Genomic DNA, 26,112 nt, shown 5'->3' with positions numbered 1-26,112 from the left:
TTTATTGCAAGTACCATGCCAAAGTTCAAATCTTTACGCAGCAGGAAAATTTGAACATTTCGTTAACCTTTTTTCCAGAAAAACGGACTACAAACAATTATATTTTCATTAACACCGCCGAAATATAGATGGATTGAAGAAGACAAAGAAAGTCCAGAATTCTGGAACATCTTCCATAATTCTGGACTACTAATGGTCAATCCCATATTTTTTGAGCTTTTCATATAGCGATGATTTGCTAATTCCAAGAGCCTTAGCTACTTCAAGTTTATTGTTATTGTATTTCGTCAAGCTTTGAAGTAAAATTCGCTTTTCCGTCTCTTCGATGATTTCCTTTAATTTCTTCTTTCCAACAGGAAAAAGCGACGACTCCTTCAAATAATCTGGAAGAGATTCCAATGTAATCACTTCACTGTTTGTCAGATGAATTGATGCTTCAATCACATTTTCCATTTCCCTAATATTGCCGGGCCAGCTGTATTGATTAAATCTTTCAATTACATCCTCTTCAATGGACATAATTCTTTTCCCTGACTTCTTCGTAATTTTCTTTATGAAATATTCCATAAGTACTGGAACATCTTCCATCCTTTCACGCAAAGGGGGAATTGTAAATGGGATCACATTTATTCGATAAAACAAGTCATCCCTGAATCGTTTCTCTTCCATCATCTTTTCAAGCGGGCGATTCGTCGCAGCTATAATTCTCACATCAATATGGACGGGTTCAGTTGATCCTACACTCTCCACTTCCCCCTCTTGTAAAGCTCTTAATAGCTTCACCTGCATATTGAGTGGCATGTCACCGATTTCATCTAAAAATATTGTTCCACCATCAGCTAATTGGAACTTCCCCTTCTTTCCACCCTTTTTCGCTCCAGTAAAAGCTCCTTCTTCATAGCCGAATAATTCTGATTCAAGAAGCTGCTCTGGTATGGCCCCACAATTGATCTTCACAAAAGGCTGATGGCTTCGATTGCTTAATTGATGAATGCTATGAGCAAATAATTCCTTCCCTGTTCCGCTTTCCCCACGAATTAAAACAGAAATATCACTTGCGGCAATCATCTTCACTTTATTCTTTAAGCTTTGAATTTGCTTCGAGTTTCCTAGAAGATCATCCAGACTATACTTCACACTGCGGTCAATGTCCTGTATATAGCTTTGAATTTTTGTCAGCATGCTTTTGACATGACTGTTCATTTTCATCCATTCCTTCGTATCACGAAAAAAAACAGTACCAAAAGCACCAACCACTTGATTGTTAGAAATAATGGGAATCCGATTTGCAATCATATAGTTTCCTCTTATGTATTGAAGATCAGCAATTTCCTCTTTTCCCGTTGCGGCAACAATATGCATTCTTGAGTTTTCAATCACCCTTGATACATGTACACCAATTACCGTATCGCGTTCTACTTCTAGAAAATCACAATAATTTTTATTTATATAAATGATCTTTCCATCTTTATCAACAACGACTAACCAGCCAAATGCATTTTCTACAATGGTCTCAATCATCTCAATTGGTATATCTAATAATGCACTTCTCATCTAAATCCCCTTATTAAAAATAATTTCTTTTATTTTATCATACTTTTCTGAAAACTGATGATTGAGAAGTATTTCTAGCTGCCTTTTTGTACATAACAATACTGTGATCAATTCAAAGGGGTGTTGATAAATGAAGGGAATTTATATAATAAATGAGCGATGGCAAGAAAAAGAGCTTACAAGGGAGCAGAGTGTTGAGGTACAGATGAATGCTTTGCAAACGTATATAAAGGAGAGCCAAATTTCTACTTTAAAGCTTAATCCGTCACAACTAAATGACTACTATACCATTCCACATGCACTTTTGTATGATCTAAGAAAGCAATCTGGCATTCATCTGGATTGTCTTGTCCTTTATTCAGAAGAAGTAATCGCAGACTTTATTTATGCCTATCCAGCAAGGTGGATCCTATTAAAAAGTTATTTCGATAAAGTGATCTTTGTGGAACAGCATTATAAAGATATTGCCATATGACCTTTTAACTGCCGCTAATCCATTATTAGTTTTCGTTTACCTAAAAAAACACAAGAAGCAGTGGGGTTCCCACTGCTTCTCCTAACTTATTTACGATGCATGTGCTAATTGCTTCTTTTCTTTAATTTTCCGATCATAAATAATCGTTGTAAAGATTGAAACCACTAATAGAATAATTAATACACTAAATAACATAGATGTTCCATACACATCGACTAGAACTCCGCCTAATAATGGCCCGATCATTCTTCCCCCGGTTGCTGTGCTGTTTACGATCCCTTGATAGAAGCCTTCTCTTCCCTTTGGTGCCAGATCATTTGCAACAGTTGGTACGGCTGGCCAAATAAACATTTCACCAATCGTCAAAATAATCATCGCTGTAAGAAAAATAGGGAACTCTTTTGCTCCTGCTGTCAGTGCAAAGGAACCAATAAAAATAACAATTCCTATATTAATTTGTGTTTTGAGCGATTTGATTCGCTTCACAAAGATATTGACTAGCGGCTGACCAAGCACGATCAATGCTCCATTTACCGTCCACAGGAAGCTATATTGCTTTAAAGTAATATTTAATTCCTGTGTGAAGGCAGCAATTGTCGTTTGCCATTGAACATACCCGACCCAGCATAATAAATAGCCAATACAAAGTATCAATAAAGCATAGAGCTTAGTATGATTTTTAACTCCAGCATTTTCTTTTAAAATAGAACTTTGCGAAATTGAAATGGTATTAATCTTTCTATATCCTAAAACGGCAATGAGAAGGAAAATGACGTACATTAGCGTGTTCGCTAAGAAAATCAGCTGAAAAGAGTAAGAAGCAACAAAACCTCCGAGTGCAGCACCAACTGCAACACCTAAATTTTGCGCAACATACATCGCATTAAAGGCCTTTCTTCCCCCTTCCTTCCAAACAGAGCCTGCCATCGCAAACATAGAAGGAAAGACAATGCCTGCTCCAAATCCAGCAATCGTTAAAAAGACAACATATGTTGGCCACCCATGCCAAAAGGTTAAGCCAATTAATGAAAATAACGAGATGCCTATTCCGAGCAATACTGATTTATATCCACCTATTTTATCAAAAAGTGCTCCGCCAAATAAATTGCCGATCACCGTTGCCCCAGAGTTCAACATAAGCACAAAACCCGCAACTGACAATGATTTTCCAAGATGGTCATGAATATAGATGGTATTTAAAGGCCATAAAAAAGAAGAGCCTGTTACATTCACCGCCATCCCAATAACTAAAAGCCATAAGGTCCGAGGCATAAAAGCCCTCCTATACACGAAATGCGGAAGCGCCTTGTTCAGGGGCGACAAGCATAAGACAGGCCGGCAGGAAGGTTGCTCTTTAACCTTCTTGACGGAATGGCTTATGACTCGAGCCCCTAGGCGCTGTAGCTAGACATTTCTATTTTGAATTTATACTTGCCTTTACTTCAATTAAACTTAAATCCCTCTTTATTTCGTAATCCAAAGTAAATTCTATTTCTTTTTCATTGTCCTTGCAATAAGTATTTAGCCCACAAATTAAATATAAAGATTCAGAATAATCAATCCGCTATTTTTCTAGAAAATAGAGTGAGTTAATTGACACGGGTTCAACATTTTGCCACAATAAAGAAAACACCGTACAAATTTGATTTGCACAGTGTTTTCATCGTTTACTTTATTTCTCTATTTTGGAGGGGGCTGCTGTGCTGGAAAGTAACTGTTGGTCGCATGTACTTTCTTTTTAGCATTGTCTTTTTCTTCAGAAACAGCCTTCTTCACTTTTTCGATTTCTTCTTTCAGTTCTTCAATATTCACGCCTTTTTTAACTAGTTCCTCTGTAGCTATTTGAATAGCCATATTTGATTCATCACTAGAGACTTTTAATGCCTTCATTCCACCTTGCGGGTTATGGAAACCTGCACCACTTTCAGCAGCGACAATATCCCAGAACCATTGTCCTTTGCGGATATGTTCTTGAGCTTCTTTTATTCTCTCTTCACTTACGCCTGAGGTAATCATTTTATTTACATAGTAATGGGAACTGATCGAGATATCCTCTGCTTTATGCAAGCCCTGCATATGTGTATCTTGAATTTCACCTACACGCTTTTCTAAATCTTCAAGTTCTCGGTCACTATGGCAGGTTGCACAGGATTTTTCCATTGTCTTGAGCGGTGATTGCCACCAGTGGGAGCTGATTTTCTTCTTATCATCCACCCGTTCATATGGCATATGGCAATCGGCACAGGTTACGCCTGCCTGCCCATGAGGCCCTTCCATATGTGTTTCAAAATCCGGGTGCTGTGCTTTTACAATTGGCGTACCAGACACATTATGAATAAAGTCTTGTTTAAAGCCACTTTCCTTTGCAGTTGTTTCATAGTATTGATACATTTCTTCTGGTTTGAATCCATTTTCCCATGGGAAGGTAACTTCACTATTTTCTGCAGCAAAGTGATACTCTACATGACACTGTGCACAAACATAGTTTCTCATATCATTTTTTGTTGCATTAGAAATATCAATCCCTTGTGATTCCATTCCTTTAATAAAACTTGGCCGAGTAATGCGCAGATCCATCGTTTCCGGATCATGACAGTCTGAACACCCTATTGGTGAATGTCCCATCGACTCCGCCTTAGGCCAAATCACATCATTGAAGCTTCCACCCCAATAGTCATCGCCCATTTCTTCAATCATATGCGGAACAGCCGTCGATTTACATGTTAAACAGGAACCGATTGATTTATCTGTGATCCGAGCAGTGGCACGGACATCTTCATTAGCATAAATATGCCCACGATCTTCATTATAATCTGTTGCAAATCCATACCCATTAAAAAGAACAGGCAAATATGGCTCTTTATCTGCATCAAACTTACTGCGCTTGACCGACCCACTATATTTCGTATCCTCTGTATCCTTTGCGTTTTTCTGATAACTGTCATATTGAAGCGGGAATAAATCTTTAAACGCTTCATTACTAATTTCATCTTTGGATAAGCCAGTCTTTGCGCCTTCAGCAGCGGTCGTTGCTTGATCAGCGCTTGAACAGCCTGAAATAATCAGTATGACAGCAGCCAGGGAAAGAAAAAGCCATCGATTGAGCCTAGCCATTGTTCATCGTACCTCCTTTGTTTTCTAAAAGCTCACCTGGTTTAGGCGGTTTAAAATAATCTTCTGTTTTAAAGCCGTTGCCATGCGGAATTGCCTGATGACAGCTTGAACAGCTGTCCTTTGCATCATGTGAAACATTGTCCAATGTACTCTTATGGCAATCAATACAGTTCTGATTAATTGCGTCAGTGGAGCCTTCTGTTGCAATCAATACATTAGGAATTTTCTCTGAACCCAATGTATTATAATACACGTGGCCAAGACCTGATTTCGCTTTAAATACAAGCTTATTTGCCAACGTATCATGCGGCAGATGGCAATCACTGCAAGCAAGATTCGCATGTGTTGAATTATCAAAAGTATCATGAGCACTAGTCATAATGTGACAGCTCTGACAGAATTCAGGCGAATCTGTATAAGCAAAGGTCTTCACTGTAACAACTGATAAGACAATTCCAGCAAATAATCCAATAAATATTAATAACCTTTTATCAATGGCCAATAGCTTTTTAAGCATCTTTTTCACCTCCTCCAAAATCAAACAGTTAAAATATATTAAAACGCCTATTCAGCATTTTAATCCTAGGATTGGTGAATACTCTCAACGATTTCAATTAATTGTTTCTTTGTTGTTGGTCCTGAAAATCTTTCGACGATCACTCCGTTTTCATCGATAATAATTGTTTCAGGCTGCCCAATGACACTATAATTCTTTGATACTTCTTCTTTTGTATCTAGTAAATAAGGTAATTTCGAATTAGACTCTTCTATATATTTTTCAATTCTCTTTTTTGTTTCGCCCTTTGCAATTAGCAGGAGTTCGGCATCTTCATACTCAGCTCCAAACGCTTCCAGCTCTGGGGCCTCATCGATACATGGCTGACACCATGTAGCAAAGAAATTCAACACCACTACTTGCCCTTTATAATCTGAGAGCAGAAAGTCATTTCCTGCCACATCCTTTAATTGAAAATCAATGGCCTCGTCACCAGGATTCGCAGATGCCTTCCCACTCATCCCATTAATCAGGATTCCGAGAACGCCGGCGACAATAATGATCACTATGAGTGGGACAAGTTTTTTTCTCATTCTTCATCACCTGCTTATTATTGTTCTGATTTCCAATCTTCAAGCATCTGAATCTCTTTTTTTAGATCCTTTTGGCGTTTGCCAAGAATAAAAATATAACCTGCTAATAATGCCCAAATAATTGTGTAAGCCATAAATAAAAATCCCATGATTCCTGCCTCCTATTAGCTTGCTAATTTTTCAATCACTTTTGATTTTGCTTTCCTCACGGTTAATCGCATCTTTTCAATTTCTATACCTTTCCACATTAAGAAAACATAGAGAAGGGTAATTGTAGCAATACAGAATAATAAGGTAACAAGCATATCTGGTTCTACCCCACCACCACTCTGGTTCTTCCCTTCACCAAAAACGACTGGATGTAATTTGGTGTTCCACCAGCGAATCGCCATAAATACAATCGGGACATTTATACATCCAATGATTCCAAACACAGCGGAAAGCTTCGCAATTTTTTCCCAGGAGCCCTCCATTTTTCTAACAAATAAATAAGCGATATAGATGAATAATAGAATAAGAACCGTTACTAACCGTGGTTCCCATGTCCACCATGTATTCCAAGCAGATTTCCCCCAAATCATTCCTGTTAAAAGAGTAATCGTTGTAAAAACCACACCAATTTCCGCTGAAATACCAGCCTTGATAAATCGGGATTCTGTCGGTTTTTTCAGCGTCATAATACAATAAAATCCTACGACAAAGAATGCGAGAAATGCGACCCAAGCTGTACTGACATGGAAATAAAATATTTTTTGGGAAGCCCCCATTTGTTTTTCAATAGGCGACCAAATAAAAATTAAATATAAAGAAATGAACATAGCAGGCACAAGCAGTATATACATTATGCGCTCTGCAAACCCAGACGGTTGTTTCATTTACGATCCCTCCATCAGATAGTCAAATAAGAAAAAGCAGGCGGCAAAAAACAGCAGATCATATCCAGCCATTAGCTGAAGCCAAGAGATAGCATCCTTGATCCCATCTTGCTCAAGTACAATTTTTGTTGCCTGAACAGCTGCAATCATCAGTGGACTTAGTAGTGGCAGCAGCAGAACTGGCAGCAGCATCTCACTATTTTTCGCATTGGATGCCAGTGCCGAAAGGAAGGTTCCGACAATAATGAAGCCAAATGTTGCGACAAAGACGATTAATAAAAACCAAATCATACTGCCAGTAAATCGATAATCAAACAGCAAGAATAAAATGGGAATACTAATTAATTGAACAATGATGACAAAAAGAAGATTAGCAAGCACTTTACCAAGAAAAATACTAGATGGATCAATCGGTGCCACTCTTAATCCTGTTAAACAATCGTTCTCTTGCTCCGATATGAATGAGCGGTTTAACCCGAGCAAGCCAGCAAAAATCGTTATCACCCAAATCAAGCCAGGGATAATCGCTTTCACCGTATTATTCGTTGGATCAAATGCAAAGCTGAAAATTAAAATAACGAGACTTGAAAAGATGATCATCATTCCAATAGTTTGCTTTGACTTCCATTCATTTCTTAAATCTTTCACTGCAATCGTTACGGCATCCGCGAGCAGCGTCATCATTTCCTACTCACCGCCGCTTCATACCATTTCTTAAATGGCATCAATCCCGCTTGGTGATCAATGTCTTTCTCATCGACCACCTTTCCTTTATTCAATATGAGTACCTGATCACACACATTGATCACTTGTTCAAAATCATGAGAGATTAATAGGATTGCAACGCCTTTATTCTGCCTCTCTTTAATTAGCTGATTCAGCAGGCTAACCGCCTCTTGATCCAATCCAGTATGCGGTTCATCAAGCAGAAGGAATTCCGGCTCCGCAAGTAGGACTCGAGCAATCGCTAGACGCTGCATCATCCCCCTTGAAAAAGAGCGAATAGGAATATCTTTAAAATAGTGAAGCCCTACTGCTCTTAGCAGCTCTGTTATCTTTTCCTCCATATTTTTTACCTTGTATAGCTTTCCATAAAAAGTTAAATTCTCAATCGGTGTTAAAGCATTATATAAAAAAGATTCATGACCAAGATAACCAACCTTTTTCTTCAAAAGGAGCGATTTTTTCTTGATTTGCTCTCCATTTAGGAGTATTTCCCCACTTGTCTGCTGCATCAGGCCCGCAGCAAGTTTGAAAAATGTACTCTTTCCAGCCCCATTTGGACCGACTACCGCTACACTCTTTCCTTGCTCCAGTGCCAATGAGAAATTTCTTAGGATAATCTTCTCACCAATCACTTTTGTAATATTTTTTAGCTCAAGCATATCATCCAACTCTTTCTGTAAGAGGTTGAGTTGCTCTACGTAAATCGAAGCAGCTCCCTTTTCACTTTTTCCAAATGCTGCTCATATTCTTTCATACTATTTAAATAAAGCTCTTCACTCATCTCTTGATTCCTTTGTGTAGTTAACAAAGCCATACGCTCTTCAATTACCGCTTTTTTCTTTAAAAGCAGTTGAAACTGTTTTTCATCAGTATCTAACTCTTGTTTTCTAATTAGCTTTCTTCTCTGATAGACTATAATTGCAGCAACTGCCACTAGAAAAGTGAACATTGCATGGGGGTCTATCTTATTAAGAAGAGGTGTCCCCAGCCAAAAGTTTACAATCCAATCTGGATGGAGCGGAGGCATCTCACTCACTCTCCTTCATTCCTTTTTGCTTACGCAGTTTGTTCAGCTCTTTTAAGATTTCCCGATCTGTCTCATCGATATTTCGCTTTGCTTTTGGCCGCTTAATTAATGAGCTGTTTTCTGTTTTTAAATAGCCAGCTGCAAGTGTAAGATATCTTTTTTTCATCGATTCAAAATCATCTTTATCCAGCTTCTTCATTAGAAAATCCATTTCAAGCTCATTGACCGCTGTGTATATCATCTCTAAAGGCATTTCAGCTTCATTTTCATCCGTGAAGCTTTGTTTATCGCCTCTGATGTTAATAAAAGGGGACACAATAAAATAGAAACATGAAATGACAATAATGGAACCGACGAATAAAAATACATAATCCATACGAATCGCTCCTTTCCAGAAGTGAGAGGTAAGAGTCCACTTCCTTTTAAAAATGCTTGCGCCGCTCTTCTTCAAAGGTTATTTCCATAATCTCTCTTTCTGTTTCAGTGATCCCATCCATTTCTGCCACTGTTACATCAGAATCTCTATTTTTTTTTGTCAATTTCTTAATACCAAAGCCAACTATAATTGCCCCTAATAGAAATCCAATTACAGGAATAGCCCAAGCGATTAATCCACTTCCGTCTGTTGCTGGAGTTCTTAACGCTGCCTGGCCATACTCATCCACATATGCTTGCAGAATTTCCTTTTCTGACTGTCCTTGATTTAAAGCCTCAACAACTTCCTCATAATAGACTTTTTTAATGGAACAAGTAGAAATATCATGATCGGCATGTCCCTGCATATCTAACTGATTAATAATAGATTTGAATTCCTTAGAATTATAATCATATTTCCCTTTAGCTTTTACGCTTTTCTCATTAACTCCTAAGTCAATCAATATGATTGTGGCTATTACAGCAAGCGAGCATTTTATCATCTGCCTTCTAGATAATTCTTTCATGCCCGGACACCTGCCTTTCGACTTCCTATTCTGTAGGAAGCTGATGTTTTCCCTCCAATAAGGGCAATAGCAGTCCCAATCATCATCAAAATTCCGCCTGCCCAAATCCAGCTAACAAAAGGATTAATCTTAACAACAAATGTCACTTTCTCCTTGCTTTCCCATGAGCTGAGCACGACATATAAATCTTCTTTCCAATTCGTTTTTATCGCCACCTCTGACGAAGGCTCCGGCCATGTTCCATAAAATATTTTTTCTGGAAGGATCGTTCCATTGCTTTTCCCTTTATATAAGACATCCATGTTTGCAGTGACAATCCCATTTCCGTTCTTATCTGTTTCAGTCAGCTCTTGGAAAGTTAGCTCGTAATTCCCGACTTGAAAGCTTTCTCCCTTATTGACTGTTTTCATCATCTCTTCTGAATAGGCATTCGATGAAATGACTCCGATAGCAATAATCGCCATTCCAATATGAACGATATAACCTCCATACCTTCGCTGATTTTTCATCGTTAATTGGATTGCTGCCTTGATGAAGCCTTCCTTCGTTGCCTTCCGTCTTGCTTTTATTCCCCGCCAAAATTCAGCAAGATGAATGATGAACATAAATGCGGTGACAGTTAATCCGACAATGGCATACATCCCTTTAACACCCATAGCCACAAGGATAATGGCAAAGACGACCGCTGCTAACAATGGAGCTATAGCATTTTTTATAAATCGATTAAATACTGCCTTTTGCCAAGAAATGAGCGGACAAATAGCCATTAAGAAAAGCAGGGCAAGCATAATCGGTGCCATGACTTTATTAAAATAAGGTGCTCCTACATTCACTTTCGTTCCCGTTAAGGTTTCTGAAATCAGCGGGTACATTGTTCCAAAGAAAACAGCAAAAGTAGCGGTAACTAGAATGAAGTTATTTAATAAGAAGCTGCTCTCTTTTGAAAAGTAAGACTCAATTGGCCTGCTATCACTTTTAATAAGCTGATAACGTGTAACTACTACATAAATCGCAAAGATCATCATAGCTGCCATAAAGATTAGGAAGTAAGTTCCTAGATTGCTATTACCAAAAGCATGAACACTTGTTAAAATGCCGCTTCTAACAAGGAATGTACCAAATAGAGTTAGAATATAAGACAAAATAATTAAACTTAAATTCCAAGTTTTGAGCATGTTTTTTCGTTCTTGAATCATCATCGAATGCAAGAAGGCTGATACCGTTAACCAAGGCAGGAAGGATGCATTTTCTACCGGATCCCAGGCCCAATAGCCGCCCCAGCCTAGTTCTAGATAAGCCCACCAACCTCCGACGATGTTTCCAATCGTTAAGAATAACCATGCTGTTAATGTCCAGCGTCTCGTTAATTTAATCCAGCTCGCATCCATTCTTTTCATTAGCAGTGCGGCAATGGCATACGCAAATGGAACAGCAAGACCAACATATCCCATATATAAGGTGACAGGGTGGAGAACCATTCCGGGATTTTGGAGCATTGGATTTAGCCCCTTACCATCCAATGGAATTTTATCTGTCATACTAAATGGATTTGCATTAAACACCATGACAGTGAAGAAAAAGAGCATATTTATCAACAAAATAATAGAAACATACGGAATCATTTCGTTTTGTTTCTTCCTATTCAAAACAACAATTCCTGCATATATGCTTAATAAAAACGTCCATAGTAAAAGCGATCCTTCATTTCCTGCCCAGAAAGCTGAAAGTTTATATAAAATGGGAAGCTGACTATTTGTATATGCAGCAACATATTTGAATTGAAATTGACTCGTACCGAGTAAATAGAATAATAGGAAAGCTGCAATACTCGCTACAAATGCAAGTGAAAGGACTCCCCCCCGTGCACTTTCAAGCCATCTCGAATCTTTCTTCTTGATTCCAATCAGGTTAGCAGCTATTGCGTACAACGAAATGACGATTCCTAGTATGAGTGTGATATGGCCGATTAAATACATGTTGTCACCCGCTTTGTCTTATTCATCCTGCTTATCTTCATTTAGATTCTTATGCCTTTGTGCATCATAGTTCGCTGTATCCTCACCCTCATATTTAGAAGGACATTTTGTCTGGACCTTTTCTGCTTCAAACACTCCGTTTCCCTGAAGAAATCCTTCAACAATCACGATGACATCCTCAGAAAAGTTATCTGGTTTTACCCCTTTATAAGTAATCGGGAGTGAGGTATTGCTTTCTTCTTCGACGATTTCAAATGTCAATTCAATCTTATCTGCATCCCATTTGATAGTGTCTTCGTTGAGAAGCCCCTGTGTCATGACATACTCATCCTTGTAGTTGTCCTTTTGCCCAAGCAATTCCTCTATTGTAATCTCCTTGCTTCCTGCACTTGGCATTGTCGCAAAAAACATAATCATAATCGCTGCTGCAACGAGAGATAAACCAAAGATAATCTTTTTATTTTTAGACATTTCTTAGCCCCCTAATTTTTTTAACAGTTCGTTATATTCATGTTCGGAGATGCTTCCTTCAATAAGCATTGTCCGTAATCTTGCCTTTTTATGGTCGTGATCCTTCGTCTTTTCAGGTCCCTTATTGTGGCTAGGTTTAACCTTGTTCTTTCTTTTCAGGAAGAAAATAAGCAAGAAGGCTGCTATAGCGCTCACTCCTCCAACCACGGGGATCACAATCCAGATAGGAAGAGTTTCATTTGTTTTCATTGCTTTCTCTGCATGTGCAGGATTCCCAGTCATTTCTTCCATTATTTCCATTGTGGTTTTTGTTTCCGCCCGCTTGTATTCAAGCTGGAAAGCTTTCACCTCATCTGGTTTCATTCCTTGGATCTGGTATAGAAACATATTCATTCCGTATCCATTTTCTTGGTGGGAGTCAGCAGGAGGGGTTAATTGAAAGCTATCCGCCTTTAATGGCTCTAGAAAAACAATGCTAACCAACCCAATATCTGAAAAACTTTTAAACTGATAATCAAGTGTTTTTGTTTCTTTATTAACGTTTAATTGGTTTGTATAATATTCAACAACAAATTTATATGGCTCATTTGGCTGTATATCTTCACTCGTTTCCCATGAAATTGTGTTGTTTTTTTGATCCATTTTATATTCAATTTCATTTAGCTCCGTTAAATCGCGATTATAGTCAGCAACAAATCCAATTCGAAAATCACCCTCATTCATTGGAAGGGGAATTTCAATTTGTCCTTTTACCGGGCTTTCCGTTTGATTTACAAGTGTTCCATGGTAACCGATCAATAAAGAAGGATCTTTCTTTTCTTTCTCCTTTGGATGATTAGCATATTCTGGCATCACTTGTACCTTTAATTCCTCCATCTTTAAAATAGGCATTTGATCCTCAGCATGGGAATATCCAGGTAGATTTAAGAACAGAACTAGGATTCCTATCCAAGAAAGGATTAACTTTTTCATCGTTTGACACCTCTCCATTAATAGCTATATATTATGAACAATTTGTGAATGTTTTCACATGTATACTTTTACAAATTACTTTTCACAGCCTTTGGATGAGCTATTAAAAAGGTATACATTGAAAGCATGTAATCATCTTTATTTGCCTACCTTATTTAAACCATTTTCTAAGGGGGGAATTCTGTGACTAATTGCACGTTAATTCTGATAGTTCTTACCACTTTGTGAACGTGAAGAATATGTAAAATAACCATACAGATGATAAATAAAACCCTAATGCTCTGAAGCATTAGGGCCAACTAATAAGCATTATTCAGGATGGAATTTGGATTTAACAGGTTGTCCTTTTTTTTCATACAACTTCTTTGCCTGTTTGACTAAATCAAAGTCACTGCCTAATTCTAAGTCATTGCTATTTACACCATTTCTGTTTTTTTGTTCTGGATTATTTTGCTTTGATCGTTTTTTCACCGTTCCATCCCCTCCTTAGTTGTGCGGAAGAATAATCATCTGGTTTTGGAGCTGCTGTAATTGCAGCCTCATTCGGTGGAGTTGTTCTCGCTGCTGCGAATTTGCACTAAGTGCCATTTTTGCTACATCATTATAAGCACCTTCAAGTGATTGAAGCGCATTTGTATAGCCTTCATCATTATAATGCTCTTGCATTCTTCCTTCTTGATATTGATCCTGTGCAAATCGAATCGCATCCTCACATTGTTGAATAAGCGTATCCATCGACTCACGAGTAGCCAAACGTATCCCCTCCTGCATAAAAGAATGGGTTTAATGAGAAGCATCACGCTTCTACCATTAGTTTGTTCACGTTTTGTGTTTCCTACCATATAAATTACTGGCAATTTTAGATAAAAGTTTGTGTGTGATCTATTTTTTCTTGAAACAATTACATTTGGATAACATTCTTACTTCATGATATGATAAATTTTATGCAGTATTTTCGAAAAGACTGACTATCAGGAGGCTTCTGAATTGACTAAAGAGAACCCTTTTCCGTTTGCAGCTGATGACAAGCGGTACCATACATGGAATTACCATTTACGAAATGAATTTGGACATAAAGTGTTTAAGATTGCGCTTGATGGGGGCTTTGATTGCCCGAATCGAGATGGCACTGTTGCCCATGGCGGGTGTACGTTCTGCAGTGCATCAGGGTCAGGAGATTATGCTGGCAATCGTGCAGACGACCTTGAAACACAATTTAATGAGATAAAAGAAAAAATGCATCATAAATGGAAAGACGGCAAATATATGGCCTATTTCCAGGCATTCACAAATACGCATGCACCTGTTGAAGTATTAAGAGATATGTATGAAAGAGTGCTGCAGCAAGAGAATGTTGTCGGTTTATCTATTGCAACAAGACCTGATTGTCTCCCAGATGACGTCGTTGAATATTTGGCTGAGCTAAATGAACGAACGTATTTATGGGTGGAGCTAGGATTGCAGACCGTTCATGAAAGAACCGCTCTTCTGATTAATCGGGCACATGATTACAAATGCTATGTTGAAGGGGTAGAAAAGCTGCGAAAGCATGGCATTCGCGTTTGTACACATATCATTAATGGCCTTCCACTTGAGACACCAGAGATGATGATGGAAACAGCGAAAGAAGTAGCCAAGCTTGATGTACAAGGGATCAAAATCCATCTCCTTCATCTTTTAAAAGGAACACCAATGGTTAAGCAATATGAAAAAGGAATGCTTGAGTTCTTATCGTTTGAAAACTATGTAAGCTTAGTTTGCGACCAATTAGAAATTTTACCACCGGAAATGATTATTCACCGCATTACAGGCGATGGCCCAATTGAGTTAATGGTGGGACCAATGTGGAGCGTGAATAAGTGGGAAGTTCTTAATGCAATTGATGCGGAGTTAAAGAGGAGAAACAGCTGGCAAGGTAAGTTCTATCAATCGAGTCAAGTGGAGATTCAAGCATGAAGCTCGATGGAATTTTGCCTTTTGCCCGGCAATTATTAGAAAAAGCATTGTCACTTGGCGACTTTGCAGTTGATGCAACGCTTGGGAATGGACATGATACATTATTTCTAGCTCGCTTAATTGGTGAATCTGGAATGGTTTATGGTTTTGATATTCAGGAAGAAGCTGTTTTAAACACACAGAAACGGTTGGAGGATCAGCAGCTTGCTGATCGAGTTACCTTATTTCATAAGGGACATGAAAATATAATAAATTGCGTTCCACAGTCTCAGCATGGAAGAATAAAAGCAGCCATCTTTAATTTAGGCTATCTGCCTGGCGGAGATAAAGCAATTGTAACGACACCGTCGACAACGATCTCTGCTATCGAACAGCTACTTGAAATAATGGCTCCAGAAGGCATCATTGTGCTTGTCATTTACCATGGACATCAAGAAGGGGAAATTGAAAGAGATGCTCTCCTTCCATTTGTGAAACAATTAGAACAAAAGGATGTCCATGTGTTGCAATACCAATTTATCAATCAGCAAAATAATCCGCCTTTCATTATTGCAATTGAAAAAAGATAAAACCTGCAAAATTTTTGCAGGTTTTTTATCGTAATAATGCTCTTTTAAAATAATCCGGAATCCATTTTTGTATCGTCCGATAAGCCCTTCCGTTCATATAAAAGAAGTAGCTAATGGTGCCGCCAGTTTTTATCATGTTTTTCGCAAGTCTTTTGACATTCTTCTGTTTTCTTACTTTTGTATCAGATAAATAAATCCCGAGCAAGCCACGATTGATTAATTGATGAAACTGTTTATGCGGGAGCTGCTCTGTATGCTTGTCCGCTTCCACAACAAAGTGTTTTAATCGTTCAAATAGCTTTTCTTCGTTCTCATAATAGAAACAAAAGTTTAAATCGCCACCTGCCCGATCTTCTTCCTGGTCAATGAAATAATCCAAAAGAATATGCAGTCCCTGTATGTATGGAAAATAGCCATTGCGGATATTTTCGGCATAGTCAATTTCAAAATCATCCCTCATTGCATAGGAAATAAGGCAAAAGATCCCTAATGTTGAGCCAGAACAAGCAGAAAACTCATACCATTCCATTTCAGGTATTCTCTCTTTATATTGATGAAACCAATCCTGCAAACGAGGTACTCGTTCATCGACTTTCACATGCTTATGGATTTGCAAATCACAATAATAGTGACATAGCTCTAACAGGTAGCTCTTTATTTTTTCATAGTCCCGAATTTCTAAAAGGACATTCCTGCAGGTAGCCGCAAGGTCTGCCAGGTAGCTGTCATCATTCTGTTCCGTACGAAACCGATAGTAGTTCTTCGGCTTCGCATCAAGTGATAGTGCATCTGACATAGCCTCATGAAGTGCTGCAAAGTCTTCCGGATTGAGAGAGGTGCTGCGGTCACATAAATTATCTAAGTAATCGCTAATTGTTTGGTAAGCAACAATGAACTTAATGGCTAAGGGGTATTGCTCCTTCGCCATTAAAGCCATAATCGAACCACCTTCACAATGGAAAGTTTTATGCTCTATACTTGCCAATGCCTGCTTTCTCAATTCCGGATCTGGAATAGCCTCTGCTCTATCTTTCCAATAGTTTAATTCCTTATGAACAAGCGGCAAAATCCTTCGATATACTTTTGACATCAAACTAATAGGCATAGAAGGAACGTTCATATAGTCACTCCTTAACGAAATGCGCAAGCGCCTTGATCACCCCCGACAAGCACAAGACAAGCTGTCAAGAAGGTTGTTCTTTAACCTTCTTGACAGATTGGCTTGTGACCTCGAGGTCGACAAAAGCGCGACGTCCTGTCGCATTGTCGACACTAGTACATCCTGTACGTCGGGGGTAGGCGCTGGAGCTAGACAATTTCTTCTTATTTCTCAATATAGCCGATTGCCTTTACTTGGCTATTAACAAAATCCTTTGCATATTCAAATATATCTTCTCGATCTGGTTCATTAAATATCTCATGATAGCATTTCGGCCATTCTTTAAAGCGCTTTTCTGAAAAAGGGGCGAGATTGAACCATTCTGTTACTGTTTTTTTATTAACAATCAAATCTTCCCCTCCTTGCATCACAAGCAGCGGAACATCTTGTATTTTATTAAGCTTTTCAAATCCAAGCTTCATTGCATCCATTAGTTCACGATACCATCTGACAGATACTTTCTTTACATATAATGTATCATTTGCATCCGCATTTCGAACATCTTGATTACTAGTTGCCATCTCGACTGTTATCCCTGAATCCATTCGAAGGCTAGGGACAATTACATTTAATCCAAGTGAAAGAATATCGATTATTTTTGAAGGCTTTTTGATCAATCCAAGACATGGTGAAGAAAGAATCACTCCTGCTAATTCCAAGCTTTCTTCCTGAAGCAATCGAATCGAAATCAAGCCACCCATACTATGTCCTAAAAGAAAAACAGGTAAATGAAATTGATAGGCTGCTTGAACCCATTCTTTCACCTCAATAAGATACTCATCAAATGAATCAATATGACCTCTGCGCGATCTTGTTGTCATCCCTTGGCCTGGAAGATCCCCCATAATGACATGAAAACCTGATAATCGCCATTTTTCTATAAGCCACCCATAGCGGCGATGATGCTCCATTGCACCATGCACCATCACAATGACTCCTTTAGCCTCTCCTTCAGCTTCCCATTTCCACATCGTTCTTCCCCCTAAACCTTATGTTGAAGCGCAATCTCCATTTTATATAAATTATAGCTTAGAAACAGAATTTCATCACACTTATTACTCCATTTGTACCGTTAAAATCATCTGTACACCCTTTCCATACTCGTATGTTAGAATGTATTTACACTACTTAAATAAGGAGCATTACAAATGATCTATCCATATAAAGATAAATTTCCAAGGATTGCTGATTCAGCCTTTATTGCTGATTTTACCACGATTACAGGAGATGTAGAAATTGGGGAAGAATCCAGTGTGTGGTTTAATACTGTAATAAGAGGGGATATTGCACCAACTATTATCGGAAAAAAGGTCAATATCCAGGATAATTCTGTTCTTCATCAAAGCCCCAATAATCCATTAATTCTTGAAGACGAAGTCACGATTGGCCACCAGGTCATTCTACATAGCTGCATTATTCGTAAAAAAGCGCTTATTGGCATGGGCTCGATTATTCTTGATGAAGCAGAAATTGGAGAAGGAGCATTTATCGGTGCAGGCAGCCTTATTCCCCGGGGGAAAAAAATCCCTCCGTTTACACTTGCATTTGGCAGACCTGCAAAAGTAGTCCGTGCACTAACCCCAGAAGACATTGAAGAGATGGAACGAATTAGCAGAGAGTATGCAGAAAAAGGACAATATTATAAATCAGTTCAAAAGTAAAAGGAAGATATTGTATTAAATTTCCCAAGATAAACATAATTATTCCCTTTTAACCAAAGAAAGGAGCTGCATGATAAACATGCAACTCCTTTTTTACGCTGTACTATTAGTTCAGTGCCTCTGCACGTAATACTTCTGCTTTATCTGTACGTTCCCAAGGAAGATCCACATCTGTACGTCCAAAATGTCCGTAAGCAGCTGTTTGCTTGTAAATTGGGCGGCGAAGGTTAAGCATATTGATAATTCCAGCTGGACGAAGGTCAAAATGCTTGCGAACAAGTTCAACCAATACGTCTTCACTTACTTTTCCAGTACCGAATGTATCAACAGAAATTGAAACAGGCTGTGCCACACCGATTGCATAAGCAAGCTGTACTTCTACTTTCTCAGCTAACTCGGCTGCAACAATATTCTTAGCCACATAACGTGCAGCATAAGCAGCAGAACGGTCTACTTTTGTAGGATCCTTACCAGAGAATGCACCACCGCCATGGCGAGCATATCCACCGTACGTATCAACAATAATCTTACGGCCAGTTAGACCAGCATCCCCTTGAGGTCCACCAATAACGAAACGACCTGTTGGGTTAATGAAATACTTTGTATTTTCATCAATCAACTCTTTCGGAACAACAGGATTAATAACATGTTCCTTCAGATTGCGCTGAATTTGCTCAAGGCTAATTTCTGGGTGATGTTGAGTAGAAATAACGATCGTGTCGATACGAACCGGCTTATCATTTTCATCATACTCAACTGTTACTTGTGTTTTTCCATCTGGACGCAGGTAAGGAAGGATATCTTCTTTACGTACTTCAGCCAAACGGCGAGATAATTTATGTGCTAATGAAATCGGTAATGGCATAAGCTCTTTTGTTTCGTTACAAGCATAACCAAACATTAAACCTTGGTCTCCCGCACCGATCGCTTCGATTTCTTCATCACTCATTTTTCCCTCACGTGCTTCAAGCGCTTGGTCAACACCCATTGCAATATCAGCAGATTGCTCATCTATAGATGTTAATACTGCACAAGTTTCCGCATCGAAACCGTATTTAGCACGCGTGTAGCCAATCTCTTTCACCGTTTCACGTACAATCTTTGGAATATCTACATATGTAGAAGTAGTAATTTCACCAGCAACTAAAACGAGACCTGTTGTTACTGACGTTTCCGCCGCAACACGAGCATTCGCATCTTTTTCTAAAATAGCATCCAAAATTGCATCAGAAATTTGATCACAAATTTTATCCGGATGTCCTTCAGTAACTGATTCAGAAGTAAACAAACGAGCTTTTTTTGACATCTGAATTCCTCCTTATATATATAATGGGCAAGATTACTTCATCCAAAGCAATCTAATTGATACGGAACTCATTCCCTAAGTAGTATGAAATAAACATGGAGTTTTTATTATCATGCCCTAAACCATTTAAATACAGCACTAGAAAAACTCACATTAAAAATGCATTCCAAAAGCCGTCCACCCAATTTGCACAAAAAAAACCCTTCCATATGTGAAAAGGTTGAAAGCAAATCGATTCGCGCCTTTCACTCTTATCGTTCAAGGCACCTTCGTCCTTGCGTCAGGTTAGCACCTTTGTCAAAAAAAACTTTAACAGGTTGCTGGGCTTCATTGGGCCTGTCCCTCCGCCAGCTCGGGATAAGAGAGTATCCGTTCAAGGTAAAATCATAACGTATAGAATGATTAACGTCAATAAATATATGAATAAAATTATTGATTTCTTTTCTAACTTATACTAAGTTTTCTTGCATTACTTACACATTCCATCGTACAATTCAAGAGTTATCAAATAAATCATCCTTGTTCAACTAATCAGTTTAACAAATCGATTGAGAATATATAATAAGAAGGAAATATTTAATCTGCGAAAGCGGCTTGTCCCAATTGTGACAATTGCAATTTTTAAAGATTAATTCCTTCAATAGTATAGACTAATTATCTCAATGTGTTATACTAATCAAGAGATGTAATCACTTTCAAAAAAATAATACTGGATAAAGGAAGGTATTCATCAGATGAATTCTGTTAGTATCCCAAATAAATTAACCGAGTTACTTAACGGCAATAATATTCAAATTCAGTTATCAGTTCCTCAACTTGTTGAAAAGGTTTTAAATCGAAACGAAGGATCCCTTACATCAACCGGTGCTGTTGCTGCTACTACTGGTAAATATACAGGTCGTTCTCCTAAGGATAAGTACATTGTGAAAGAAGCGTCTACTATTCATACAGTTGACTGGGGTAATGTGAATCAGCCAATTTCTGAGGAAGTCTTCTCTAATTTATATGATAAAGTATTAAACTATCTACAAGAAAAAGATGAAGTATTTGTATTTAAAGGTTTTGCAGGTGCTGATAAAAAACACCGATTGCCTATTCAAGTTATTAATGAGTATGCTTGGCATAACTTGTTTGCTCACCAGCTTTTCATCCGACCTACAGATGAAGACTTATTAGATCATCATGCAGAGTTTACTGTTATTTCTGCACCGAACTTTAAAGCAAATCCTGCTGTGGACGGGACTCTTACTGAAACATTTATTATTATTTCATTTGAGAAGCGTACGGTTTTAATCGGCGGTACTGAATATGCTGGAGAAATTAAGAAATCAATTTTCTCCATTATGAATTATTTACTGCCTGAAAACGGCATTCTACCGATGCATTGTTCAGCAAACGTCGGCTTAGAAGGTGATGTTGCTTTATTCTTCGGTCTTTCTGGAACAGGCAAAACAACCTTATCAGCTGATCCAAATCGTCGTTTAATTGGTGATGATGAGCATGGCTGGTCTCCAAACGGCGTATTTAATATCGAAGGCGGCTGCTATGCGAAATGTATTAACTTAACACGCGAAAAAGAGCCACAAATTTTCGATGCTATTCGTTTTGGTGCTGTACTAGAAAATGTTGTGATCAATAAAGATAGCCGTATTGCTGACTATGATGATAATACATTAACTGAAAACACACGTGCAGCTTACCCTCTACAAGCAATAGATAATATTGTTGATCCGAGTATTGCTGGGCACCCGAATACAATAGTTTTCTTAACAGCTGACGCTTTTGGCGTTCTGCCTCCAATCTCTAAATTAACAAAAGAACAAGCCATGTACCATTTCTTAAGCGGCTATACATCTAAGCTTGCAGGAACTGAGCGCGGTGTGACTTCACCAGAAGCAACATTCTCAACATGCTTCGGTTCACCATTCTTACCTCGTGCTGCAACAGAATATGCAGAAATGCTTGGAAAGAAAATTGATGAGCATAACGCGAAAGTATATCTAGTAAATACTGGATGGACTGGCGGCGAATATGGTGTAGGAAACCGTATGAAGCTTCCATACACTCGTGCAATGGTTCAATCTGCACTTGAAGGTGAATTAAACAATGTAGAGACAATTAAAGATGAAATTTTCGGTCTTGAAATTCCTTTACATGTACCTGGAGTACCTGATGAAGTACTTCAGCCAAACAAAACTTGGGAAAATCAAGAAGCTTATGAAGAAAAAGCAAAGGAATTAGCTGCTAAATTCCGTGCAAACTTCAAGAAATTTGCGAACGTCCCAGCCGAAATAGAAGAAAAAGGCGGCCCCACCGCTTAATATAACTCATAATATCGTTGTTTAAAATTAAGCTTCATCCCCGATTAAAGGAATGGTCCATAATGGCCATTCCTTTTTATTGTCTTTTCATCCATTTCGTTAAATCTTGTACAATCTTCCTGTTAACCACAGGCGGAAAATAATGAGTGTAATCTTGGAAGTACCAGCTTTCTATCTTTCGATTTAGTGTATTTAATCTCTTTTCAAGCCGATAGGCATGCTCAACTGAAACATTTTCATCCTTTTCTCCGTGGATAATTAATACTGGGGCTTGAAGCTTTTCTATTTCATAAAGTGGTGTTCGATATTCATACCGCTCTGGAAATTTCGTTGGTGTTCCCCCAATTACTCGCTTCATCATTCTCCGTAAATCTAATCTTTCAACATAAGTAAGAGACATATCACTGACTCCCCCCCATGTGACAACAGATTTTGTCTCTGGATAATGAATAGCTGTTAATAACGCCATCACCCCTCCTCTGGAAAAGCCAAAAACATGAATGTCCTTGACCCGCGAATGGGTTTGAAGAAGCTTAAAAGCAGAATAAGCATCCTCTCGATCCTCTCCTGCAAAGTCCTCATGTCCTTCTCCCCCTTGGTTCCCTCTATAAAAGGGTGCAAACACGATAAACCCCTCTGATGCAAACTGCACAATCCGGCCTGGCCTAACCTTGCCCACATTTTTGATTCCTCCACGCAAGTAAAGAAAACCGTCATAACTTTCATTATCTTTTGGTTCAGCTAATAGTCCTTTCACTTTTAAATCACCAGAGTAATATGTAACGATTGATAACTCAATGCTGGGATTCGGCGATGGAAATCTTTCCTTATGTATGATTTGCTCCAACTTTCGTTCATCTCCTTTCTCATCCATTTGCCATTTTATTTTAGCTTAACCTAAAACGAAAGATCTGCGAAAAAAATTATATATAGGCATTCACACATTTTTTGCACCTTCATACGATATGGTAGGCTTTGAAGCTAGAATTTATTGTGAATAAGGGAGGTCTTATGGATGAAAAAGTGGCTAAAGGTTTCTTTTTCCCTGCTTCTAATTGTCATTATTATTATTCCCCTAGCAGCTTGTGGAAAAGATGACGTCCAAAACATTCGAATTGGTGAAGTAACAAGATCCATTTTCTATGCACCGCAATATGTAGCTATTGAGAAAGGATTTTTTGAAGAAGAAGGGCTTAATGTGGAGCTTACGACAACTGCTGGTGGAGACAAAACTATGACAGCACTTTTGTCAGATAGTATAGACTTTGCACTAGTTGGGTCCGAAACATCCATTTACGTGTATACGCAGGGATCAAATGACCCTGTTATCAACTTTGCTGCACTTACACAGACAGATGGGACATTCCTCGTTTCCCGAGAGAAGATTGAAAACTTCTCATGGGATCAACTTGAAGGAGTAACCTTCCTTGGGCAGCGTAAAGGTGGTATGCCGCAAATGGTAGGAGAATTCGTTCTGAAAAAACATGGAATTGACCCGCATCAAGATCTAAATTTAATTCAAAATGTTGATTTCGCTAATATTGCACCAGCCTTTGCATCTGGTACAGGAGAATTTGTCCAGCTTTTCGAACCAACTGCTAGTGTTTTTGAGCAAGAAGGCAAAGGGTATATTGTCGCCTCTTTCGGTGAGGAATCAGGAAATCTTCCTTACACAACGTTTATGACAAAAGAAAGTACAATTAACGATGACAAAGAAACCGTTGAAAAGTTTACTAGAGCTATTTATAAGGCACAGCAATGGGTGGAAACACATAGTGCAAAAGAAATTGCCGATTCCATTAAAGGCTATTTTGACAACACAGATATAGAGACAATTGAAATGGTTGTTGATCGCTATAAAAGTCAAGGTTCCTTCGCCACTGATCCTCTTTTAGATGAAGAAGGCTGGAATAACCTGCAAGATGTGATGGAAGAAGCTGGCGAACTGCCTAAGCGAGTGGATTATAAGACGCTCGTCAATACAGAAATTGCTGAAGGTGTAATGAAGTAGATCTTTTCGTTCCCGAGTATCAACTTTTTACTCTATGGCAAGTTCGATTAGAATTTTGCATTTCTAAAACGTTTAGCGAAGGAGGGTTCCGATGGATTTCTTAAACTTGCAAGAAATTCACCACACCTATTTTACAAAAAACTCTGCTACAACGGCCCTCTCCGATATTTCTCTTGAGATCGAGGAGGGAGAATTTGTATCCTTCCTCGGTCCAAGTGGATGCGGAAAAACAACCCTGCTTTCGATTATTGCAGGCTTGCTTGAACCAACAGAAGGAATCGTTTCACTAGAGGGAAATCAAGTAGAGACCTCAGGGCAAAATATTGGTTATATGCTTCAGCAGGATTATCTCTTCCCATGGAAAACCATTGAGGAAAATATTTTATTAGGTTTCAAAATTAGCGGCAACATCAATGATTTTAATCGTGATTATGCACTTAATTTGCTGGAGAAAATGGGGCTAAAGGGAGTAGAGAAGCAGTATCCCAAACAATTATCCGGTGGAATGAGACAGCGGGTGGCTTTAGTTAGAACATTAGCAACTGAGCCGAAGCTGCTCATGCTCGACGAACCTTTTTCAGCACTCGATTACCAAACAAAACTTAAACTAGAGGATCTTGTTTCTACTACACTCAAATCATTTGGAAAAACAGCAATCCTCGTTACCCATGATATAGGGGAAGCCATTGCGATGAGTGACCGTATTTTCCTTTTTTCTTCAAGTCCTGGAAAACTTCATAAAACCTTTGTTATTCCTGAGGAATTAAGAGATGCAACACCATTCAATGCGCGCAACCATGAGGCATTCTCAAGTATCTTTCAAACAGTTTGGAAGGAGCTGGAGTCTCTTGAACCAACAAACAAATATTGATCATTTGCATCGTAGATACTTGCAATCATTGAAGCGCGAAAAAAAATGGGTACGATTTTACCAGCTGATCATTTTTCTTGTCTTTTTCTCCAGCTGGGAGCTTGCAAGCAGTAAGCAGTGGATTGACCCATTAATCTTCAGTTCACCATCTAAAGTGTGGACATTGCTCTTAACAAAAGTTCAAGATGGAACATTATTTATCGATTTAGGCTTTACTCTTTCAGAAACCGTATTTGGGTTTATTTTAGGAACCGTATTAGGTACGTTATTGGCAGCCATTCTTTGGTGGTCACCAATGATCTCAAAAATATCCGATCCCTATTTAGTCGTCCTAAACTCTATGCCCAAAGTGGCACTTGGTCCTATTTTGATAGTCGCTTTAGGTCCCAGCTTCACTTCTATTGTTGCAATGGGCGCGATCATTTCGATTATTATCACGACCATTGTCGTCTATACAGCCTTCAGGGAAGTTGATCCGAACTATGTAAAGGTACTGCAAACCTTTGGTGCGACCCGCTTCCAAATTTTCAAGGAGGCCATCCTGCCCGCTTCATTTCCCGTCATTATATCCACTTTGAAGGTGAATGTTGGTTTATCGTGGGTCGGTGTTATTGTTGGTGAATTTCTTGTTTCGTCCAAAGGACTTGGTTACATGATTATTTATGGGTTCCAGGTATTTAATTTCACACTTGTTATGCTTTCCTTACTCGTTATTGCCGTATTTGCAACTGTCATGTATCAGCTTGTTGAGCTATTGGAAAGGAAGCTAATTAAAAATGGGTCATAGGAAAAGCAAGAGTGCTTCTCCTATGACCCGTTTTTTAATTAATACTCATTTTAAAACGCTTTTACAGATATTGTTGCTAATTAAAATAGATGGTAGAGGTTGATTTCCGCTCCAGGTGCTCGCTTTCCGCGGGGTGGGCGCTGAGCCTCCTCGGCGCTAGCGCCTGTGGGGTCTCAGCTGTCCCACTACTCCCGCTGGAGTCTCGCAACCTTCCGCTCCAATCAACGACTTTTTTGGTATATTGGTTTCGT

Annotated in this window: 29 protein-coding genes and 1 riboswitch; of the genes, 8 read left to right on the top strand and 21 right to left on the bottom strand. The window is 38.7% G+C overall.

Features of this window, described 5'->3' with window-relative positions; all coding sequences use genetic code 11:
• Positions 1-189: 189 nt before the first annotated feature.
• Positions 190-1,554, bottom strand: coding sequence for a sigma-54 interaction domain-containing protein (locus tag ACFYKT_RS17935; RefSeq protein WP_389222374.1), 1,365 nt, complete (start codon positions 1,552-1,554; stop codon positions 190-192).
• A gap of 130 nt (positions 1,555-1,684) precedes the next feature.
• Between ACFYKT_RS17935 and ACFYKT_RS17930 the strand changes: the two genes are divergently transcribed.
• Positions 1,685-2,029, top strand: coding sequence for a hypothetical protein (locus ACFYKT_RS17930; protein ID WP_389222372.1), 345 nt, complete (start codon positions 1,685-1,687; stop codon positions 2,027-2,029).
• Positions 2,030-2,119: 90 nt separating this feature from the next.
• On the opposite strand, the gene ACFYKT_RS17925 is transcribed toward ACFYKT_RS17930, so the two are convergent.
• From ACFYKT_RS17925 to ACFYKT_RS17840, 16 genes are all read right to left on the bottom strand, one after another.
• A complete protein-coding gene (locus tag ACFYKT_RS17925; RefSeq protein WP_389222370.1) occupies positions 2,120-3,301 on the bottom strand; it encodes an MDR family MFS transporter in 1,182 nt (393 codons plus the stop codon).
• A 408-nt stretch (positions 3,302-3,709) separates the two neighbouring features.
• A complete protein-coding gene (locus ACFYKT_RS17920; protein WP_389222368.1) occupies positions 3,710-5,143 on the bottom strand; it encodes an ammonia-forming cytochrome c nitrite reductase subunit c552 in 1,434 nt (477 codons plus the stop codon).
• Positions 5,136-5,660, bottom strand: coding sequence for a cytochrome c3 family protein (locus ACFYKT_RS17915; RefSeq protein ID WP_389222366.1), 525 nt, complete (start codon positions 5,658-5,660; stop codon positions 5,136-5,138). Before ACFYKT_RS17915 ends, ACFYKT_RS17920 begins: the two co-directional genes overlap by 8 nt.
• A 65-nt stretch (positions 5,661-5,725) precedes the next feature.
• Positions 5,726-6,232, bottom strand: a complete 507-nt coding sequence (locus ACFYKT_RS17910) for a TlpA family protein disulfide reductase (protein WP_389222364.1) — start codon at positions 6,230-6,232, stop codon at positions 5,726-5,728.
• A gap of 17 nt (positions 6,233-6,249) precedes the next feature.
• Complete coding sequence (locus ACFYKT_RS17905) at positions 6,250-6,381, bottom strand: CcmD family protein (RefSeq protein ID WP_389222362.1); 132 nt, start codon at positions 6,379-6,381, stop codon at positions 6,250-6,252.
• Between the two features lie 15 nt (positions 6,382-6,396).
• Entirely contained in the window at positions 6,397-7,107 is a 711-nt protein-coding gene (locus ACFYKT_RS17900; RefSeq protein WP_389222360.1) for a cytochrome c biogenesis protein, read from the bottom strand.
• Entirely contained in the window at positions 7,108-7,791 is a 684-nt protein-coding gene (locus ACFYKT_RS17895) for a heme exporter protein CcmB (RefSeq protein WP_389222358.1), read from the bottom strand. It lies immediately after the preceding gene.
• Positions 7,788-8,492 carry a heme ABC exporter ATP-binding protein CcmA gene (gene ccmA / locus ACFYKT_RS17890; protein ID WP_389222356.1) on the bottom strand — a complete coding sequence of 235 codons (705 nt, stop codon included), beginning with the start codon at positions 8,490-8,492 and terminating at the stop codon, positions 7,788-7,790. Before ccmA ends, ACFYKT_RS17895 begins: the two co-directional genes overlap by 4 nt.
• 35 nt (positions 8,493-8,527) lie before the next feature.
• Complete coding sequence (locus ACFYKT_RS17885) at positions 8,528-8,869, bottom strand: hypothetical protein (RefSeq protein ID WP_389222354.1); 342 nt, start codon at positions 8,867-8,869, stop codon at positions 8,528-8,530.
• Positions 8,862-9,236 carry a hypothetical protein gene (locus ACFYKT_RS17880; protein WP_389222352.1) on the bottom strand — a complete coding sequence of 125 codons (375 nt, stop codon included), beginning with the start codon at positions 9,234-9,236 and terminating at the stop codon, positions 8,862-8,864. Before ACFYKT_RS17880 ends, ACFYKT_RS17885 begins: the two co-directional genes overlap by 8 nt.
• A gap of 46 nt (positions 9,237-9,282) precedes the next feature.
• Positions 9,283-9,801, bottom strand: a complete 519-nt coding sequence (locus ACFYKT_RS17875) for a cytochrome c-type biogenesis protein CcmH (protein ID WP_389222350.1) — start codon at positions 9,799-9,801, stop codon at positions 9,283-9,285.
• Positions 9,798-11,777, bottom strand: a complete 1,980-nt coding sequence (locus ACFYKT_RS22295; protein ID WP_449257598.1) for a heme lyase CcmF/NrfE family subunit — start codon at positions 11,775-11,777, stop codon at positions 9,798-9,800. Before ACFYKT_RS22295 ends, ACFYKT_RS17875 begins: the two co-directional genes overlap by 4 nt.
• 18 nt (positions 11,778-11,795) lie before the next feature.
• Positions 11,796-12,248: a cytochrome c maturation protein CcmE gene (locus ACFYKT_RS17855; protein WP_389222346.1), complete on the bottom strand. Its 453-nt coding sequence runs from the start codon at positions 12,246-12,248 to the stop codon at positions 11,796-11,798.
• Between the two features lie 3 nt (positions 12,249-12,251).
• A complete protein-coding gene (locus tag ACFYKT_RS17850) occupies positions 12,252-13,220 on the bottom strand; it encodes a hypothetical protein (protein ID WP_389222344.1) in 969 nt (322 codons plus the stop codon).
• Positions 13,221-13,529: 309 nt separating this feature from the next.
• Complete coding sequence (locus ACFYKT_RS17845) at positions 13,530-13,691, bottom strand: glycogen biosynthesis protein GlgD (protein WP_389222342.1); 162 nt, start codon at positions 13,689-13,691, stop codon at positions 13,530-13,532.
• A 15-nt stretch (positions 13,692-13,706) separates the two neighbouring features.
• Positions 13,707-13,973: a YtzC family protein gene (locus tag ACFYKT_RS17840; RefSeq protein ID WP_389222340.1), complete on the bottom strand. Its 267-nt coding sequence runs from the start codon at positions 13,971-13,973 to the stop codon at positions 13,707-13,709.
• A 234-nt stretch (positions 13,974-14,207) separates the two neighbouring features.
• On the opposite strand from ACFYKT_RS17840, the gene ACFYKT_RS17835 reads away from it, so the two are divergent.
• Together ACFYKT_RS17835 and ACFYKT_RS17830 are read left to right on the top strand one after the other, a co-directional pair.
• Positions 14,208-15,176, top strand: a complete 969-nt coding sequence (locus tag ACFYKT_RS17835; protein WP_389222338.1) for a TIGR01212 family radical SAM protein — start codon at positions 14,208-14,210, stop codon at positions 15,174-15,176.
• The gene (locus tag ACFYKT_RS17830) at positions 15,173-15,745 is read left to right on the top strand and encodes a class I SAM-dependent methyltransferase (protein WP_389222336.1); all 573 of its coding nucleotides are present in this window, start codon (positions 15,173-15,175) and stop codon (positions 15,743-15,745) included. The genes ACFYKT_RS17835 and ACFYKT_RS17830 overlap by 4 nt, the downstream gene beginning before the upstream one ends.
• A gap of 25 nt (positions 15,746-15,770) precedes the next feature.
• On the opposite strand, the gene ACFYKT_RS17825 is transcribed toward ACFYKT_RS17830, so the two are convergent.
• Positions 15,771-16,865, bottom strand: coding sequence for a tetraprenyl-beta-curcumene synthase family protein (locus tag ACFYKT_RS17825; protein ID WP_389222334.1), 1,095 nt, complete (start codon positions 16,863-16,865; stop codon positions 15,771-15,773).
• 203 nt (positions 16,866-17,068) lie between these two features.
• The gene (locus tag ACFYKT_RS17820; protein ID WP_389222331.1) at positions 17,069-17,875 is read right to left on the bottom strand and encodes an alpha/beta hydrolase; all 807 of its coding nucleotides are present in this window, start codon (positions 17,873-17,875) and stop codon (positions 17,069-17,071) included.
• A 177-nt stretch (positions 17,876-18,052) separates the two neighbouring features.
• Here ACFYKT_RS17820 and ACFYKT_RS17815 point away from each other — a divergent pair, with 177 nt between their 5' ends.
• Positions 18,053-18,565: a gamma carbonic anhydrase gene (locus ACFYKT_RS17815; protein WP_389222329.1), complete on the top strand. Its 513-nt coding sequence runs from the start codon at positions 18,053-18,055 to the stop codon at positions 18,563-18,565.
• A 106-nt stretch (positions 18,566-18,671) separates the two neighbouring features.
• Here the strand turns inward: ACFYKT_RS17815 and metK are convergent, their stop codons facing one another.
• Positions 18,672-19,871 carry a methionine adenosyltransferase gene (gene metK, locus ACFYKT_RS17810; protein WP_389222327.1) on the bottom strand — a complete coding sequence of 400 codons (1,200 nt, stop codon included), beginning with the start codon at positions 19,869-19,871 and terminating at the stop codon, positions 18,672-18,674.
• 248 nt (positions 19,872-20,119) lie between these two features.
• Positions 20,120-20,235: riboswitch (SAM riboswitch) on the bottom strand.
• A 370-nt stretch (positions 20,236-20,605) separates the two neighbouring features.
• Here metK and pckA point away from each other — a divergent pair.
• Complete coding sequence (gene pckA / locus ACFYKT_RS17805; RefSeq protein ID WP_389222325.1) at positions 20,606-22,192, top strand: phosphoenolpyruvate carboxykinase (ATP); 1,587 nt, start codon at positions 20,606-20,608, stop codon at positions 22,190-22,192.
• Between the two features lie 76 nt (positions 22,193-22,268).
• Here the strand turns inward: pckA and ACFYKT_RS17800 are convergent, their stop codons facing one another.
• Positions 22,269-23,039, bottom strand: a complete 771-nt coding sequence (locus tag ACFYKT_RS17800) for an alpha/beta hydrolase family protein (protein WP_389222323.1) — start codon at positions 23,037-23,039, stop codon at positions 22,269-22,271.
• Positions 23,040-23,207: 168 nt separating this feature from the next.
• On the opposite strand from ACFYKT_RS17800, the gene ACFYKT_RS17795 reads away from it, so the two are divergent.
• From ACFYKT_RS17795 to ACFYKT_RS17785, 3 genes are all read left to right on the top strand, one after another.
• Complete coding sequence (locus ACFYKT_RS17795) at positions 23,208-24,203, top strand: ABC transporter substrate-binding protein (RefSeq protein WP_389222321.1); 996 nt, start codon at positions 23,208-23,210, stop codon at positions 24,201-24,203.
• Between the two features lie 91 nt (positions 24,204-24,294).
• On the top strand, positions 24,295-25,074 hold the full coding sequence (locus ACFYKT_RS17790) for an ABC transporter ATP-binding protein (RefSeq protein WP_389222319.1): 780 nt from the start codon (positions 24,295-24,297) through the stop codon (positions 25,072-25,074).
• Positions 25,052-25,861, top strand: coding sequence for an ABC transporter permease (locus ACFYKT_RS17785; RefSeq protein WP_389222317.1), 810 nt, complete (start codon positions 25,052-25,054; stop codon positions 25,859-25,861). Before ACFYKT_RS17790 ends, ACFYKT_RS17785 begins: the two co-directional genes overlap by 23 nt.
• Positions 25,862-26,112 lie beyond the last annotated feature (251 nt).

Source organism: Cytobacillus mangrovibacter, assembly GCF_042865275.1.
GTDB lineage: Bacteria > Bacillota > Bacilli > Bacillales > Cytobacillaceae > Cytobacillus > Cytobacillus mangrovibacter.
Note: the sequence above shows the minus strand (reverse complement) of the source record. Positions and strands in the feature narration are given on the sequence as shown.